Origin of the sequence: Winogradskyella sp. (assembly GCF_025210595.1) — a bacterium.
In the GTDB taxonomy this organism is placed as follows: Bacteria; Bacteroidota; Bacteroidia; order Flavobacteriales; family Flavobacteriaceae; genus Winogradskyella.
Genome location: NZ_JAOARH010000044.1, coordinates 39,083 through 57,712, shown reverse-complemented (window position 1 = coordinate 57,712; position 18,630 = coordinate 39,083). Strand labels below are relative to the sequence as shown.

Below are 18,630 nucleotides of genomic sequence, written 5' to 3'. Positions count from 1 at the left end.
CTAATAAAAAAAGCCTGAATGCAATGTAAAGCATTCAGGCTTAAAACGTATGTTTATTATATTTATTTTATCAAAAAATTATGATAATACTTCTGCTACTTTTTTACCGATTTCAGCAGGTGAATCTACAACGTGGATACCACAAGCTCTCATAATTTTCTTTTTTGCTTGAGCAGTATCATCACTACCACCAACTATAGCACCAGCATGTCCCATTGTACGTCCTGCAGGAGCAGTTTCACCAGCAATAAATCCTACTATTGGCTTTTTACTTCCACTTTCTTTATACCAGTTTGCAGCATCTGCTTCTAACTGTCCACCTATTTCACCTATCATAACAACAGCTTCAGTTTCTGGATCGTTAATTAAAAGCTCTACAGCTTCTTTAGTAGTAGTACCAATGATTGGGTCACCACCAATACCAATTGCTGTTGTAATACCTAAACCTTGTTTTACCACTTGGTCAGCAGCTTCGTAAGTTAAAGTTCCAGATTTAGAAACAATACCTACTTTACCAGATTTAAAAACAAAACCTGGCATAATACCAACTTTTGCTTCACCTGGTGTAATAACACCTGGACAGTTTGGCCCTACCAAACGACAATCTTTATCTTTAATATAACCTGCAGCTTTAATCATATCTGCTACAGGAATTCCTTCTGTGATAGTAATAATGACTTTAATACCTGCATCTGCAGCTTCCATAATTGCATCTGCAGCAAACGCTGGTGGTACAAAAATAATAGTGGTATCAGCATTAACTTGTTCTACAGCATCAGCTACAGTGTTAAAAACTGGTTTTCCTAAATGTGTTTGTCCGCCTTTTCCTGGTGTTACACCTCCTACAACGTTAGTACCATACTCAATCATTTGACCAGCATGAAATGTTCCTTCGCTACCTGTAAAACCTTGAACTATAATGTTAGAATCTTTATTAACTAAAACGCTCATTTGATAGTGTTATTTTTATTTTATTCATCCTTACCTGTAAGTTAAGATGAACATGGTTTATATTTTGTTGCACAAAAATAAGTTATTTTCTATGAGTTAGAAATAACATTTCATTAAAATTATTGATTCATTTTAGATACTCTTAAAAAACATTGAGGGTTTCACAAAAAAGCGAAACCCTCAGAGTATCTAAAAATAAATATCTAACAATTTATTTTGAAAGATTTTTTACCTGCTCAATAAGCTCAGGTACTTTTTTTATAGATGCTATTTCTTTATACTTTGATCTAAAATCATCTGCTGGAATACCAAAATAATGCTTTCCGCCTTCTAAAGATTTACTCACACCTGCTTTTGCAGATATCACCGCTTTTTTTCCAATAGTTACACCACTTGTAATACCAACCTGTCCCCAAATAGTGACTTCATCTTCAATAACTGTACAGCCAGCGATTCCTACCTGTGAAGCAATTAAACATTTTTTACCAATAACAGTATCATGTCCTATCTGAACCTGATTGTCTATTTTTGATCCTTCTCTAATAGTAGTATCTCCTGTAACACCTTTATCAATAGTACAGGCAGCGCCAATATCTACATTATTCTCAATAACTACACGTCCTCCAGATTTTAATTGATCGAAACCTTCTGGTCTGTTTTTGTAATAAAACGCACTGGCACCTAAAATTGTGCCTGCATGAATAATTACATTATCGCCTATGATTGCATCGTCATAGATACTAACATTAGAGTGAATAACACAATTTTTTCCAATGGTTACATTATTACCAATAAAACAGTTGGGCTGTATTACTGTACCTTCCCCAATTTTAGCATCAGCCGCTATAGATACACTAGAAGATCTAAATGGTTTAAAATAAGTGGTTAATTTATTAAAATCTCTAAAAGGATCATCTGAAATTAATAATGCTTTACCTTCAGGACATTCCACCTCTTTATTTATCAATACTATAGTTGCAGCAGATTGAAGTGCTTTGTCGTAATACTTAGGATGATCTACAAATACAATATCGCCTGGTTCAACCACATGAATTTCATTCATGCCCAGAACAGGAAAATCATCAGAACCAACATAATCTGTATTGATTAAACTAGCTATTTCTTTTAATGTATATGGCTTTGGAAATTTCAAACTTTAGAATTTTGAATATTAGATTTCTGCTTTACTTCGGCAAGCTCAGTACAAGTTGCAGGAATAACAATTACTCTTTAATACGTTCTTTGTATGTTCCTTTTTCTGTTTCTATTTTAATCTTATCACCTTCATTAATAAATAAAGGTACATTAACAGTTGCTCCTGTTTCTACAGTTGCAGGTTTAGTAGCGTTAGTAGCTGTATTACCTTTAACACCTGGCTCAGTGTGAGTAACTTCTAAAATAACACTTGCAGGCATATCTACAGATAATGGTGAATCATCTTCGGTGTTAATTAATACTGTAACCACTTCACCTTCTTTCATTAAATCTGGTGCATCTAATACTGTTTTTTGAAGTTGTATTTGAGAATAATCTGAAGTATTCATAAAATGATAAGTGTCACCATCATTATACAAATACTGGAACTTATGTGTTTCTACTCTTACTTCATCAATTTTATGACCAGCAGAAAAAGTATTATCAATCACTTTTCCTGTGGTAACACTTTTTAATTTCGTTCTTACAAAAGCAGGTCCTTTTCCTGGTTTAACATGAAGAAATTCTATAATTTTAAATATATCGTGATTATATCTTATGCATAATCCGTTACGTATATCTGATGTACTTGCCATAATATTGTTAAGTTGTTTATTCGTTAAGTCGTTTTGAAAAAAACTTTAATAATTTAATTTGATTTGAAATACCCTTTCATAATACCACGATGAGAATTCTTTATAAACTGAAGAATTTCATCACGCTCTGTAGTGGCTTCCATTTCAGCTTCAATGATTTCTGAAGCTTGTGTGTTATTGTAATTCTTTTGATATAATATTCTATAGATGTTCTGTATCTCTCTTATTTTTTCGGTACTAAACCCTCTTCGTCTTAAACCTACAGAATTTATACCAACATAAGATAAAGGTTCGCGAGCTGCTTTTACATAAGGTGGTACATCTTTTCTAACTAAAGATCCTCCTGTTACAAATGCATGGTTACCTACAGATGCAAATTGATGTACTGCAACCATACCTGCTAACACTACATTATCACCTATAGTAACGTGACCTGCTAAAGTTGTATTATTAGAAAAAATACAGTAATTACCAACAATACAATCGTGTGCAATATGGCTATAAGCCATTATTAGACAATTATCACCAATTACAGTCTTCATTTTATCTGTAGTACCACGATTAATAGTTACACACTCTCTAATGGTAACATTATCTCCAATTTCTACAGTAGTATCTTCATCGTTATACTTTAAGTCTTGTGGAATTGCAGAAATAACAGCACCTGGAAATATATTGCAATTCTTTCCGATACGTGCACCTTCCATAATGGTTACATTACTTCCAATCCATGTACCCTCACCTATAATCACATTATTATGAATGGTTGTAAAAGGCTCAATAACTACATTCTTGGCTATTTTTGCTCCAGGATGTACGTATGCTAAAGGTTGATTCATTTTCTTATTTTACTTTTGAAATTTGAGCCATTAATTCGGCTTCTGCACATAATTTTCCATTAGCATAGGCATAACCTTGCATATGACATATACCACGTCTTATTGGTGTGATAAGTTCACATTTAAATATTAGCGTATCACCTGGTACTACTTTTTGTTTAAACTTAACGTTATCCATTTTCATGAAAAAAGTTAAGTAATTTTCAGGGTCTGGAACTGTACTAAGTACTAAAATACCTCCTGTTTGCGCCATAGCTTCTACAATTAAAACGCCTGGCATTACTGGAGCACCTGGAAAATGTCCTTTAAAGAACTCTTCGTTCATAGTAACATTTTTAACTCCAATAACATGATTATCAGTTAGCTCATACACCTTGTCTAATAATAAGAACGGTTGTCTATGTGGTAACATATTCATAATTTGATTCACATCCATTAGTGGTGGAGAATTCAAATCTATTTGTGGTACGTTATTACGTCTTTCGTTCTTAATAATCTTGGACATTTTTTTAGCAAACTGGGTGTTCACAAAATGTCCTGGTTTATTTGCTATAACTTTTCCTCTTATGCGAGTACCAATTAATGCTAAGTCACCAACAACGTCTAATAATTTATGACGCGCCGCTTCATTAGGATGATGCAACGTTAAATTATCTAAGATACCATTAGGTTTTACAGCAATATTATCTTTTTTAAAGGCAACTCTTAATTTATCCATAGTCTCTGGAGATAATTCTTTATCTACATAAACTATGGCATTGTTTAAATCACCACCTTTAATTAAACCATGCTCAAGAAGCATTTCAATTTCGTGTAAGAAACTAAATGTTCTGGCGTCTGCTATTTCTTCTTTAAACTCAGAAACCGAATTCATAGTAGCATTTTGGGTTCCTAATACTTTAGTCCCAAAATCTACCATTGTGGTTATTTTATATGAACTAGAAGGCATAAGAATTATTTCACTACCTGTAGTTTCATCTGAATAAGACACTACGTCTTTAACCACATATTCTTCGCGTACGGCTTCTTGCTCTACAATACCAGCTTTTTCGATAGCTTCAACAAAAAACTTTGAAGAACCATCCATTATTGGTGGCTCAGAAGCATTCAATTCAATAACAGCATTATCTATATCCAATCCAATTAAAGCTGCCAAAACATGCTCACATGTTTGAATAGTAACACCGTTTTTTTCTAAACAAGTACCACGTTGTGTGTTTGTTACGTAATTAGCATCAGCTTCTATTTTTGGGCTTCCTTCTAAATCAATACGTTCAAACAGAAAACCTGTGTTTTCTGCACCTGGTTTAAAAACTAATGTCACATTAGCTCCTGTGTGAAGTCCTACACCTTTTAGTGTAACTTCTTTTTCAATGGTCTTTTGCTTTATTTCTGTCTTAATTATAGCCATCTACTTTTTTTTCGATTTCATTTATATTTTTAACAATCTTAGGTAAGTTCTTAAAATAGACATAAGACTTGTTATAATCTCCATAAGTTAGTGCTGGCGAACCTTGTAATACTTCATTATCTTTAACATGTCTACCTATACCAGACTGAGCTTGTATTTTTACATTATTTCCTATAGAAATATGCCCAACAATACCTACTTGTCCACCTATCTGGCAATTTTCACCAATTTTAGTAGAACCTGCAATACCAGTTTGAGCTGCTATAACAGTATTTTTCCCTATTTCTACATTATGTGCTATTTGTATTTGATTATCTAGCTTTACTCCTCTTCTAATAATTGTAGACCCTAATGTTGCTCTATCTATTGTAGTACCTGCTCCTATATCTACAAAATCTTCTAAAATAACATTACCTATTTGTGGTACTTTAGAATATTCGCCTTTATCATTAGGTGCAAAACCAAAACCATCTGCTCCTATTATTGCTCCAGAATTGATTACACAATTCTTCCCTATAATACAATCTGAATAAATCTTACCACCAGAAAACACTATAGTATTATCTCCAATAGTTACATTGTCTCCAATGTAAGAATTAGGAAAAATTTTCACATTATCTCCGATAGTTACATTATCTCCTATATAAGTAAAAGCACCTATATATATATCATTGCCAACTTTTGCTGAATCTGATATAAAACTAGGAGTTTCCACTCCAGATTTATTAAGCTTTATTTGATTGTAATACTCTAACAACTTTGTAAAAGCACCATAAGCATCCTCAACTTTAATTAAAGTTGTATTTAAAGGTTCTTCGGGCTCAAAGTCTGAATTAACAATAGTAATAGAAGCCTTAGTTGAATATATATACGATTTGTATTTAGGGTTTGCTAAAAATGTTAATGACCCTTGAGTTCCTTCTTCAATTTTTGCAAGTTTAGAAACTTCAATGTTTGGATCACCAACTATTGTACCTTCTAGAATACCTGCGATTTGTTCTGCTGTAAATTTCAATTAGTAAATTTTAAATAATTTGTTGGTTTCCGCAAAAATAGAAAAAATGTATTACATTTTCTTTTTAGGATAACACATATAATATTTAGTGACTGGTTTGCTTAATGCTTTAAGGTTTAATTGATCTGATGCTTTTACTATATCTTTTATTTTACCAGACTTTAATAGAATGTTAATATGTTGCTTTTTATTTTGATAAGCAACATTGGTAATCTCACCATTAAAAACAAAATAATCTGCTTCTGGTTTAGAAATTTTGTATTTTTCCATTAACATATTTGTATGAGCAATCAATTCAGGTTTTTCAATTGGCTTTTTCTTCATTTTAATCTTCAATAAATCCCTATTAATAATCATTTCGCACAAATTTTTAAGTACAAAATCATCATGGTATTGCCACTCTTTCATCGCAGAAAGAATATCATAATCATCTAGCTTAGCGAAGATTAACAATGTGTCGGAATCAAAACTATTGAGATTAACTTCAGAAGTTAAAAAATAATTTAACGGTTCACTACAATTTAATTGCACGCCTTGTTGTACCAATTCTTTAGCACGTTTTAATATTCTGGTAAGTAATTGCTCTGCAACAATACCTGTTTTATGCAAATACACTTGCCAATACATAAAACGTCTTGCTACTAAAAATTTTTCAACACTATAAATACCTTTTTCTTCAACAATTAACTGATCGTCGACCACATTAAGCATTGTAATTAAACGCTCACTATTAATATTTCCTTCTGCAACACCTGTGTAAAAACTATCACGTTTTAAATAATCTGCCCTATCCATGTCTAGCTGACTAGAAATAAGCTGACACATAAATTTCCGAGGATATTCTTCCTTAAAAATTGAAATAGCTAACGTTAAACTTCCGTTAAACTCTTCGTTGAGTTCTTGCATAAAGCGCAGCGATATTTCCTCGTGAGATATGTCATTAACAATACTATGCTCCATAGCATGAGAGAAAGGACCATGGCCAATATCGTGCAATAAAATAGCGATTAAAAGCCCATTTTCTTCATCATTAGATATTGTAACACCCTTAAAACGAAGCACATTGACAGCTTTTTGCATTAAATGCATACTACCTAACGCATGGTGAAAACGTGTATGATGTGCTCCTGGATACACTAAATAAGACAAACCCATTTGAGTAATACGTCTTAATCTCTGAAAATATTTGTGCTGAATTAGATCGAAAATTAACGAATTAGGAATCGTAATAAATCCGTAAATTGGGTCGTTAAATATTTTAAGTTTATTATTAGACTTCAAAACTGAAAATTCATTAATTAGAAAACAAATATACATGAACAACATAAATATTCTCTGGGTAGACGATGAAATTGATTTATTAAAGCCTCATATTCTTTTTTTACAAAAAAAACAATACGATGTCACCACATGCCAAAGCGGTACTGAAGCCCTAGAGATTATTAACGATACAAATTTTGATATTGTTTTCTTAGATGAGAACATGCCTGGTCTTACCGGTTTAGAAACACTTAATGAAATAAAAGAGCGTCGTGCCAACTTACCTGTTGTTATGATTACCAAGAGTGAAGAAGAATATATAATGGAAGAAGCTATTGGTAGCAAAATTGCAGATTACTTAATTAAACCTGTAAATCCAAATCAGATTTTATTGAGTTTAAAAAAGAATTTGGATCATTCGCGCTTAGTGTCTGAAAAAACCACTTCTAACTATCAGCAAGAGTTTAGAAAAATTGCTATGGATTTATCTATGGTAAACTCTTATGAAGAATGGGCAGATCTATATCAAAAATTGATTTATTGGGAATTACAACTTGAAGATATTGAAGATGTTGGTATGACAGATATTTTAGAGTCTCAAAAAACTGAAGCCAATTTGCAATTCGGAAAATTTATTGAAAAAAATTATGAAGACTGGTTTAATGCTGATACTGATGCACCTGTAATGTCGCATACCCTATTCAAAGACAAGGTTGTTCCAGAACTTAGTGATAAGCAACCAACCTTAATGATTGTTATTGATAATTTACGCTACGATCAATGGAAAGCCTTTGAACCTATTGTAAACAACTATTATAAAAAATCTTCAGAATTATCTTTTTATAGTATTCTACCTACTGCTACACAATATGCGCGCAATGCTATTTTTTCTGGTTTAATGCCTGCTGATATGGAAAAATTATATCCTAAATATTGGAAAAACGATACTGACGAAGGTGGTAAAAACCTACATGAAGATGATTTTTTAAGAGAACAATTAAAACGTTTAGGGCTAAATCATATTAAATACGAATACCATAAAATTACCAATTTAAAATCTGGAAAAAAACTCGTTGAAAACTTTAGAAGTTTAAAAAATAATGATTTAAGTGTAGTAGTTTATAATTTTGTAGATATGCTTTCTCACTCAAAAACCGAAATGGAAGTTGTAAAAGAACTAGCATCTAATGATAAGGCCTATCGCTCTTTAACGCAAAGTTGGTTTAAAAACTCACCTTTGCTTGAAATGATACAATTATCACAACAGCTAGGGTTTAAACTCATTTTAACAACAGATCACGGAACTATAAATGTAAAATCACCATCTAAAGTTATAGGTGATAGAGATACAAGCCTTAATTTAAGATACAAAACAGGCCGAAGTTTAACTTATCAAGATAAAGATGTTTTGGCTGTAAAAAACCCTAAGTCTGTGCATCTACCAGCATTAACTATGAGTAGCTCCTTTATTTTTGCAAAAGGCGATTTATTTCTGGCGTATCCTAATAATTATAACCATTATGTGAGTTATTACAGAAACACCTATCAGCATGGTGGAGTTTCCTTAGAGGAAATGATTATCCCGTTTGTCGTCTTAGATCCTAAATAAAGTAAAACTCAATGCAGAACACTTACCAAATAAAAACAGGTGTTCTGCATTAAAAACATCTCATTATCAGCAACTTTAAAAGATAAATTTAAGTGAATTTAATATGCTAAATATTTAGATTTACAACTGCTTAAACATCTTTTAAAAGCATAAAAATCCGATGAAATACACTTTTTCCTAGGATTTTTAGTTTTTTTTTTTTAACATTGTACTCATATTTACAATTTTTAGCGTGAATACCATTGAGTTAACATATCACTTAGATGAAATCAATACTGCAGCTTTAGATGTACTAAAACACTTAGAATCTAAAGTGATATTATTTAACGGTAATATGGGTGCAGGTAAAACAACTTTGATAAATGCCTTATTAAAAGCCATGCAAAGTGATGATGTTGCCACTAGCCCTTCGTTTTCTATTGTAAATGAATATAAAATACCGAATGATAGAGTTTTTCATTTTGACTTTTACAGAATTGAATCTGTAGAAGAAGCTTTAAATTTTGGTATTGAAGATTATTTTAATAGTAAGCATTGGTTATTTATAGAATGGCCAGATCGTGTAGAGAGCTTATTACCAGAACACACCCAAACACTTACTATTACTCATATTGACAACAATAAAAGATCCCTCAAATTAACTATAAACAATAAACTTTTAACCGAACATAACGCTATGACAGAACCGAAATTTTAAATAAAATTTCACATACATTCTACCAAAGAAGTACTAGAATTACGGAAAAACCGTAACAGAAATCTTAAAATTTCTTGGATTTTAACACCAATTGATTTTTACAGCCTATGTATGCGCTATACATTTGTATTAAATTAATTAATTAAATCCCTTAAATTATGAAAGCAAAAAAATTAGTACTAGCGGTTGCTATCTTTGGAGGAATGTTGTTTACTGTACAAGCAACTAATATTATTGACCTAGATGGACAGACTACAACAGAAGTTAGAAAAGATAGAATCAAAAAACTTAAGAACGGATAAGAAACGTTACAACAGAAAAGTTATAAATGGGAGTTTAATAGCAACGATTGTTGCTGCTACTCCCTTTTTATTTTATCTATATGAATATGTTCCTGAAGCTAAGGTTTGGGAAACTTTTCTTTTTACTTATGAAAGCAACCATTTTGAAGACGCAAGTACAGGTATTTGGGTTCTAATGATGAAAGTCGTCCCATTATTATTAACAATTGTTTGGTTCTTCACCTGTAAACATTGGTGGTATCATGCGTTAATTGTACCTATAGCTATGTTTACTTTTCAAGTTGTTAGTGCGTTAAGCCAAGAACTATATATGGATGTACTTCATATTATTTATCTTCTTCCAATTATGGCTATTATTTTTCCATCAATTTATTTAATAAGAGCTAAAATGTTTTATAGGATAAATGATCACGATAAAACCATGGAGGAATTAGAAGAAGAATTTATGATGAAACCTAAAACTATTTGGGGAAAAGTAAAGCAGTATTTTTAGGTTCTATTAAATTTATTAAGATATTATTCGTAATTTGAAGTTAGCTAATTTAGTAATCAAGCTAGTGATTTATTATCTTGCAGTTACTAAATCAATTAACTATTTTTAATGAGTAAGTCTTTATCACCATTTACTAAAGCCCAATTATTACCACAAGAAGAAACTTTAGAGATTCTTAAACAAAAAGGCGAACTTTTTATTGGTATTCCTAAAGAAACACATTTTCAAGAAAGACGTGTTTGTTTAACACCAGATGCTGTTTCTGCATTAACAGCCAATGGTCATCGTGTTTTATTTGAATCTGGTGCTGGTGAAGGTGCTAATTTTAAAGATAAAGATTATAGTGAAGCTGGTGCAGAAGTAACTAAAGACACTTCTAAAGTCTACTCCTGCCCTATGATATTAAAAGTAGAGCCACCGTCTTTAGACGAAATTTCACTCATTAATCCACAAACCATATTAATTTCTGCATTGCAGATTAAAACACAAAGCAAAGCCTACTTTGAAGCTTTAGCTAAAAAGCGTATTACTGCTCTAGCTTTTGAGTATATTAAGGATGATGATGGTGCATATCCTGCGGTACGTTCGCTTAGTGAAATTGCTGGTACTGCATCAATTTTAATTGCCTCTGAGCTTTTATCTAATGTTAATGGTGGTAACGGACTAATGATGGGAAACATCAATGGAGTTCCACCAACCGAAGTTCTTATTCTTGGAGCAGGTACTGTTGGTGAATTTGCAGCACGTTCTGCTATTGGTCTTGGTGCTAATGTAAAAGTATTTGACAGCTCCATTACTAAATTGCGATGCGTACAAAACAATCTAGGTAGAACAGTTTATACCTCTACAATGCAGCCTAAAAACCTTCTTAAAGCTTTAAAACGTTGCGATGTTGCCATTGGCGCAGTACGAGGAACAAATCGATCTCCTATAGTGATAACAGAAACTATGGTAGAACACATGAAACCAGGTTCAGTTATAATAGATGTGAGTATAGATATGGGAGGTTGCTTTGAAACTAGTGAAATTACGACACACGATCATCCAACTTTTGAATACAAAGGTGTAACTCATTATTGTGTTCCTAATATCCCAGCAAGATACTCTAGAACTGCTTCAGTATCTATTAGTAATATATTTACACCATATTTATTACATATTGGCGAACATGGTGGATTAGAAAATGCTTTACGTTTTGATAGAGGATTAAAAAATGGGTTGTATTTTTACCACGGTATTTTAACAAACAAATCCGTTTCTGAATGGTTTGGTTTAGATTACAATGATGCCAATTTATTAATTTTCTAATTTAATATATATACATGAAATTTACTCAACGCTTGGCCTATTATCTTGGTGGCTTTGCAATCGGACTCATAATATTAATGTTTTTTTTGAATGGTAAAGAGGCTTCATGCGATTATACTCCAAACGCAAGAACAGTTAAAAATATAAGCTCTAAGCCTATAACCTATTCTAATGAAGCTTCAGAATTCATAAACAAGAATTCATTAGACTCAACTACAATTATAAATCTCATAAAATACGGAAATGTAGATTTTTCAAAAAGCAAAACAAAACTGAAATCTTGCAAAATTTATCATATAGATAACATTTATAAAGATTTAGACATTGAACTTAATGTTGAAAATTGTGATTCTATTGCTAAAATATTGTCCATGCGTTACATCAACGAATAAAATTACATTTTCGTAGTATAAATATCAATTCTTAAATTTTAATTTAAATATTTGATTTTTAAACTTAAATCTATCAAATAAATGAAAATACTTGTAACTGGAGCAGCAGGATTCATTGGCTTTTTTACTTCAAAAGTTTTACTAGAAAAAGGACACGAAGTTGTTGGCTTAGATAATATTAATGATTATTATGATGTTAATCTTAAATTTTCAAGATTAAAAGAGTTAGGAATTAACACAAATGAAGCAGAAAATTTTGATGTACTATGTAAAAGTACAATTGATAAGTTTTCTTTTGTAAGAATGAATCTTGAAAATCGCGAAGCGCTTCCTAAACTTTTTGAACAAGAAAAATTCGACGTTGTATGTAATTTAGCAGCACAAGCTGGTGTAAGATATAGCTTAGAAAATCCTGAAACATACATAGATTCTAATTTAGTTGGCTTTTTAAATATTCTTGAGTGTTGTAGACACCATAATATTAAACATTTAGTTTATGCCAGTAGCTCTAGTGTTTACGGACTTAATGAAAAAATTCCATTTTCAACTGATGATAATGTAGACCATCCTATTAGTTTATATGCAGCAACAAAAAAGAGTAATGAATTAATGGCACACACATATAGTCATCTCTTTAATATTCCTACAACTGGTCTGAGATTTTTTACAGTATATGGACCTTGGGGAAGACCAGATATGGCTATGTTTTTGTTTACAGATGCTATAGTAAATGATAGACCTATTAAGGTTTTTAATCATGGTAAAATGGAAAGAGATTTTACATATATTGATGATATTGTTGAAGGTGTCGTTCGTATCTGCGAAAAACCAACTCAAGAACGTCTAGATAAACAAATGCTATATAAAGTCTATAACATAGGAAACAACAACTCTGTTAAATTACTAGATTTCATAAAAGAAATAGAAGTTAACTTAAACAAAGATGCCGAAAAAAACATGATGCCTATACAACCTGGAGATGTTGAAAAAACATGGGCTGATGTTGATGAGTTAATTAAGGATTATGACTACAGACCAAATACACCTATTCAAGAAGGTGTAAAGTCATTTGTAAAATGGTATAAAGAATATTATAACAAATAGTTAAGCACTTTATATCTAAAAACAAGTCGTTTATATATATTTGTAAATACTTAAATAAATCTCACATATTTGTGATATAAAACACCCCAAATCAAACACATTAAAATATAATATGAAAATTTCAAAAATTTGTTGCATTGGCGCAGGATATGTAGGTGGGCCTACTATGGCTGTAATCGCTAAAATGAATCCAAATATACAAGTTACTATTGTAGATATTAACGAAGATCGTATAGCTGCTTGGAACGATGAAGATCTTTCTAATTTACCAATATATGAACCTGGTTTAGCTGAAATAGTTAAAGAAACTAGAGGGAAAAATCTACACTTTACCACAGAAATTAATAAAGCAATTGATGAGTCTGAAATGATTTTTATCTCTGTAAATACACCAACCAAAACCTATGGTAAAGGAAAAGGTATGGCTGCAGATTTAAAGTATGTAGAACTTTGTGCAAGAAATATCGCCGAAGTTGCTACTACAGATAAAATCGTGGTAGAAAAATCTACTTTACCTGTTAGAACAGCTAAAGCTATAAAAAGCATACTTCATAACACAGGAAGTGGTGTTAAATTTGATATTTTATCTAACCCAGAATTTTTAGCTGAAGGCACAGCTATTGAAGATTTGTTAAGTCCAGATAGAGTTTTAATTGGAGGTGAATCTGAAGAAGCCATAGAAGCTTTAGCAAATATTTATGGAAGTTGGGTATCTCAGGATCAAATTCTAAGAACAAATGTTTGGTCTTCTGAGTTGTCAAAACTCACAGCAAATGCCTTTTTAGCACAGCGTATATCTTCTATTAATGCTATTTCTGAGTTATGCGAAAAAACTGAAGCTAATGTTAGTGAAGTTGCAAAAGCCATTGGTATGGACTCAAGAATTGGACCAAAGTTTTTAAATGCCTCAATTGGTTTTGGTGGATCTTGTTTTCAAAAAGACATTTTAAACTTAGTTTATATAGCCAGAAGTTATGGTCTAAATGAAGTGGCTGATTATTGGGAACAGGTTATCACGTTAAATGATCATCAAAAAAGAAGATTTTCAGATAATTTAATAAGTACCTTATACAATACCGTATCTGGTAAGAAAATTGCAATGCTTGGCTGGGCATTTAAAAAAGACACTAACGACACAAGAGAATCTGCCGCAATATATGTTGCAGATCATTTATTAAACGAACAAGCTAATATTGCAGTTTATGATCCTAAAGTACCTTCTAAAAAAGTATATGGAGATTTAGATTATTTAGCTACTCGTTCTGAAGATGAAAATAAAGAATTAGTTGAAACTTTTGACAATCCGTATGATGCTATAAAAGACGCACATGCTGTTGCTATTATGACAGAATGGGATGAATTTAAAACTTACGATTGGAAAAAAGTTTACGACTTAATGAAAAAACCAGCATTCATTTTTGATGGAAGAAACATTCTTAATAAAGATGAAATGGCTGAGATTGGGTTTGAATATTCTTCTATAGGCAAATAAAAACTTAACAATATATTTCTCTAAAAGCCTATTGAATTTTGAATAAAGATTTAATAGGCTTTTAGGTTATATACACTTGTTGAAACTGTCTTATCTCACAATTAATCTGCTATATAATTCTCTTTCAGCATCAGACATTTTTATCAAATAAATGCCAGGTTTCAAACTACTTATATCTAATCTTGTTGTAGAAGACACATTAAGACTTTCATTTTCTACTCTTTTCTCTTGAATAATCTTACCTGTGATATCATACAAGTATAAATTAGTTAGTCGATCACTACCAGCAAGTTTTATATCAACATAATCTGCTGCAGGGTTAGGATAGACTGCAAAACTAAAATCAAGAGCTGTACCATCTATTGGCTCTTCTACTCCATCATCACTACAATCTGTTTCAACAAAAATAGTTACAGAATCTTCATCAAAATCATCTATTAAAGAACTGAAAACGGTTACTGTATACTCTGTGGTTTCTGTTGGTGACACTTGAATAGACTGAGTAGTCTCACCTGTACTCCAAACATATTCATATTCAGATCCATCTCCTCCACTAGCAGTTAAAGTTATCATATCCCCTATGCAAATTTCTTCATCTTCGCCTGCATCTGCAATAACTTCAGGAATAACATTCACAACAACTTGCTTTTCATCATAGCAATCACCTATATACCCTCTTACCTCATAAGCTGTTGTTTGAGAGGGACTAACTGCTACATTTGGTTGAGACGCACCATTATTCCACTCATAGGTATTTGCACCAGAAGCTGATAACGTTACAAAATCACCATTCATAATGTTAACACTTTCACCATTTAAAATAACAACATCTGGATTAGGATTTACAAAAACTGTTACTTCATCAGAATCAACTTGAACACCTTGAGTAACTGTTACATCATATGTTGTTGTTGATAAAGGGCTTACTGTAATACTCTGAGTAGTCTCCCCTGTGCTCCACAAATAACTATCCCCTGGACTAGATGTTAACACTACTTCATAACCTGAATTTTCACAAACATTCTCATCTTGCCCAGCAGACACAACCAAAAGCTCTTCTACTGTTACAGTTACCTGTGCTTCGGCTGTACATGTTAGATTTGTTCCTAAAACGGTATAAGTCGTAGTGGAATTAGGCGTTACAACAATTGTATCACTTGCTTCTCCAGTACTCCACAGGTATGTATCTGCACCAAAAACAGTCAGTTGTACACTTTCACCTTCAACAATAGATAAATCTTCAGTTATCGTTAATGTTGGTAAGCTATTAACTGTTACAATCACCTCATCTGTACTTGAACAACCATTTGATATTACTTCTACGGTATATATTGTGTCAGTAATTGGTGAAACAGGGATTGAAGGTGTGGTTTCTCCAGTACTCCACAAGTATTCATCTCCACCACTAGCAATGAGTATTGTAGAATCACCCTCACAAATTGTTTGGTCTTCACCAGCTTCAGCAATAGGTAAGTCATTCACGAACACAGTAACAATATCATCATCACTATTCCCAAAGCCATCAAATGCAATAACCGTGTATGTAGTTGTAACTGTTGGACTAACTTCTATTGAAGTTGTAGTTTCACCATTATTCCATAAATAGGTTTGCCCACCAGATGCAGAGAGCAAAACAGACTCCCCTTGGCAAATAGTTTGATTTGGTCCAGCGTTCGCTGCGAACGCTCCTGACAAAACCGTTATCTGATTACTTCTAAGAAAACGGTTAGGTATTTCTCCTTCTGCAAACTGTGTATATCTTGCCTCTATTTGAAAAGTTTGATTTATCGATGTATCTAATCCTGTGATTATTCTTGTATAATTTGTAGCAGTAGCATTATCGTTTTGATCGACTTCATTTATTATCGTATCGAATCCACCTTGTGGTTCTAAACTACCTGTATCTAATTCAAATGTTAAAATATAATCATCACCACTGAGAATCGCACTAACAAGTACTGGAGGTAATGGTAATAGTAATGACTCAACAGTTATAATTGAACTATCTGTAAAGCCACCATCATTAGATGTGAAAGTAATATTAACTACCCCTTCTGAGATTGCGGTTACAAGACCAGTATTTTCGTCAACTGTTGCAATAGTATCATCAGAACTTGACCAAAAACCCGTTTGATCAGTAGCATTATTAGGTAGAATCTCAACATTTAAAGTTAATGTTTCATTAACGTTAGTAGTAACTGTTTGTGGCGTTACCAAAACACTAGTAACATTAACTTCTGGGCTAACATTTACTATTCTTGTAACCTCTTCAGCAGCATTACCTTCACTGTCATTTACATTATATGTTATCACATAGGTACCAATACTAGTATTATCAACGACGTCACCACCAACAACTATACTTGAAGTAATATCTCCATCCTGTTGGTCAAACGCAGTAGCACCTTCATCAGTATAAGCAACACTATTTACAATAATATCAACTACTTCATCACCTAATAAAATAATTTCAGGCTCTTCAACTGGAACAATTTCCCCATCTACTTGATTTAAAAATACTTCTAAATTAGTATAACCTGCATCTAAATCATTACCATTATTATCTGCTACATTTGGATTTAAACCATTTGCGGTTTCCCAAGTATCTGGCATACCATCATTATCTGTATCATATCCAGATGGTCTAGCACTAGTTGGAATTGTAGGGTGTGGTATACTGCTTATATCATCAAAAAAAGAACCATTATAAGTATCATTAATAATCATGTTTAAGTCTGCAGTATCTTTGGTATCTCTATAGATGTTTACAGTACCATCTGAATTAAGTGTTTTATAAGCACCTAAATTTCCATTTACAACAATATTATTATAAGCATCGTTAGCAGTCTCTATCGTAAAGGCTTCGCCAATTAAAGGAAATTGAGTACTTGTAAAAAACTGATCACCAACAGGTGTATTAGGAGTATACGGAGCGTCACTTGCAGTAAAATAAACCCACATGTCTCTATCATCACTTAGGGGTGTCTCTCTTTGACCTGTCACTATGTTTCCAGAAGTATAAATTAAAGGATTTTTATTTATTTTTGCCTGAAGCTTTTGTAAAGTATTAGCAGATATAACTCCATCACCATACCATGCGTTGCTTCTAAGACCGCCTACTGAAGGTTTATAATAATTATTCATTACATTATAAGTTCCTTCATGAGTAATTCTTATTAATCTAGTTCTCCAGTTATATACAACATTATTTATGATATCGTATTGCCCATTACCTTTAGGATTAGGAAATCTGTGGGAAATGCCACTATAAACATTATTTATAAAAGTAAAATCACCATCAACTTCGTCAACTCCTAAAATACTTCCTGTTTTACTATCTTGAAAAAAACAGTTTTGAATCGTAACATTTCCCATTACTCCAGAAGTATTTCCCCAAGTAGCTGATTGATCCATTCCATGGCTAAACGTACAATGGTCAAAAATTATATTGTTACCTCCTAAATATTTAAAGCTATCAGGTAAATATTGGCTTGTGCCCACTTGAATAACAATACCTTCATTTCTAAATCTAATATGCCTTACAATAACATTATCCACATCCTGAAACATTAAATAAGACGTTTTAATAGTAATACCACCATTAGGTGCTGTTTGACCTGCAATAGTTAAATTATCGTAATTACTGCCATTGATTACTACTGCAAAAGCACCTTCTTGGGTAGCGTCGATTTCACCACTCACATCAAAAACTATAGTCCTAGTTCCTTGTGTTTGAATAGCTTCTTTTAGTCCACCTGGCGCATCCCAATCTAATGTTGTTACATGTATTACTTGTCCTCCACGGCCACCTGTTGCATAAGCACCTGCACCTTTAGCGGATGGAAATGCTAACTGTTGGGCGAAAGTATTCTGAAAACTAAATGTTAATAATATAAAAAGGAGTGCAAAATTTAATCCATATAAGGTTCGTGCTCTTAGTTCTTTCATTTTTGGGGTAATTTAAAAT

The 18,630-nt window shown here is 32.3% G+C and carries 15 protein-coding genes; 7 read left to right on the top strand and 8 right to left on the bottom strand.

Going from position 1 to position 18,630, the window contains the following annotated elements; translation table 11 throughout:
• Window positions 1-78 precede the first annotated feature (78 nt).
• The 7 genes from sucD to N4A42_RS04730 form a co-directional block, all read right to left on the bottom strand.
• Complete coding sequence (sucD, locus tag N4A42_RS04760) at window positions 79-951, bottom strand: succinate--CoA ligase subunit alpha (RefSeq protein WP_294070645.1); 873 nt, start codon at window positions 949-951, stop codon at window positions 79-81.
• A gap of 211 nt (window positions 952-1,162) precedes the next feature.
• Complete coding sequence (locus N4A42_RS04755; RefSeq protein WP_294070642.1) at window positions 1,163-2,104, bottom strand: UDP-3-O-(3-hydroxymyristoyl)glucosamine N-acyltransferase; 942 nt, start codon at window positions 2,102-2,104, stop codon at window positions 1,163-1,165.
• A gap of 70 nt (window positions 2,105-2,174) precedes the next feature.
• Window positions 2,175-2,741, bottom strand: a complete 567-nt coding sequence (gene efp / locus N4A42_RS04750) for an elongation factor P (protein WP_294070639.1) — start codon at window positions 2,739-2,741, stop codon at window positions 2,175-2,177.
• Between the two features lie 53 nt (window positions 2,742-2,794).
• The gene (lpxA, locus tag N4A42_RS04745; protein WP_294070637.1) at window positions 2,795-3,580 is read right to left on the bottom strand and encodes an acyl-ACP--UDP-N-acetylglucosamine O-acyltransferase; all 786 of its coding nucleotides are present in this window, start codon (window positions 3,578-3,580) and stop codon (window positions 2,795-2,797) included.
• A gap of 4 nt (window positions 3,581-3,584) precedes the next feature.
• A complete protein-coding gene (locus N4A42_RS04740) occupies window positions 3,585-4,991 on the bottom strand; it encodes a bifunctional UDP-3-O-[3-hydroxymyristoyl] N-acetylglucosamine deacetylase/3-hydroxyacyl-ACP dehydratase (RefSeq protein ID WP_294070635.1) in 1,407 nt (468 codons plus the stop codon).
• Window positions 4,978-6,006, bottom strand: coding sequence for a UDP-3-O-(3-hydroxymyristoyl)glucosamine N-acyltransferase (gene lpxD / locus N4A42_RS04735; RefSeq protein WP_294070632.1), 1,029 nt, complete (start codon window positions 6,004-6,006; stop codon window positions 4,978-4,980). Before lpxD ends, N4A42_RS04740 begins: the two co-directional genes overlap by 14 nt.
• Before the next feature lie 51 nt (window positions 6,007-6,057).
• Entirely contained in the window at window positions 6,058-7,287 is a 1,230-nt protein-coding gene (locus N4A42_RS04730) for an HD domain-containing protein (protein WP_294070629.1), read from the bottom strand.
• A 34-nt stretch (window positions 7,288-7,321) separates the two neighbouring features.
• Here N4A42_RS04730 and N4A42_RS04725 point away from each other — a divergent pair, with 34 nt between their 5' ends.
• From N4A42_RS04725 to N4A42_RS04695, 7 genes are all read left to right on the top strand, one after another.
• The gene (locus tag N4A42_RS04725) at window positions 7,322-8,875 is read left to right on the top strand and encodes a PglZ domain-containing protein (RefSeq protein ID WP_294070626.1); all 1,554 of its coding nucleotides are present in this window, start codon (window positions 7,322-7,324) and stop codon (window positions 8,873-8,875) included.
• Between the two features lie 232 nt (window positions 8,876-9,107).
• Window positions 9,108-9,572, top strand: coding sequence for a tRNA (adenosine(37)-N6)-threonylcarbamoyltransferase complex ATPase subunit type 1 TsaE (gene tsaE, locus N4A42_RS04720; protein ID WP_294070623.1), 465 nt, complete (start codon window positions 9,108-9,110; stop codon window positions 9,570-9,572).
• 243 nt (window positions 9,573-9,815) lie between these two features.
• A complete protein-coding gene (locus N4A42_RS04715; RefSeq protein ID WP_294070620.1) occupies window positions 9,816-10,367 on the top strand; it encodes a hypothetical protein in 552 nt (183 codons plus the stop codon).
• Between the two features lie 108 nt (window positions 10,368-10,475).
• Complete coding sequence (locus tag N4A42_RS04710) at window positions 10,476-11,675, top strand: alanine dehydrogenase (protein WP_294070617.1); 1,200 nt, start codon at window positions 10,476-10,478, stop codon at window positions 11,673-11,675.
• A gap of 14 nt (window positions 11,676-11,689) precedes the next feature.
• Window positions 11,690-12,067, top strand: a complete 378-nt coding sequence (locus N4A42_RS04705) for a hypothetical protein (RefSeq protein WP_294070614.1) — start codon at window positions 11,690-11,692, stop codon at window positions 12,065-12,067.
• Window positions 12,068-12,148: 81 nt separating this feature from the next.
• Window positions 12,149-13,171, top strand: coding sequence for an NAD-dependent epimerase (locus N4A42_RS04700; protein WP_294070611.1), 1,023 nt, complete (start codon window positions 12,149-12,151; stop codon window positions 13,169-13,171).
• Between the two features lie 112 nt (window positions 13,172-13,283).
• On the top strand, window positions 13,284-14,663 hold the full coding sequence (locus tag N4A42_RS04695) for a nucleotide sugar dehydrogenase (protein WP_294070608.1): 1,380 nt from the start codon (window positions 13,284-13,286) through the stop codon (window positions 14,661-14,663).
• A gap of 90 nt (window positions 14,664-14,753) precedes the next feature.
• Here the strand turns inward: N4A42_RS04695 and N4A42_RS04690 are convergent, their stop codons facing one another.
• Window positions 14,754-18,611, bottom strand: coding sequence for an Ig-like domain-containing protein (locus N4A42_RS04690; protein WP_294070605.1), 3,858 nt, complete (start codon window positions 18,609-18,611; stop codon window positions 14,754-14,756).
• Window positions 18,612-18,630 lie beyond the last annotated feature (19 nt).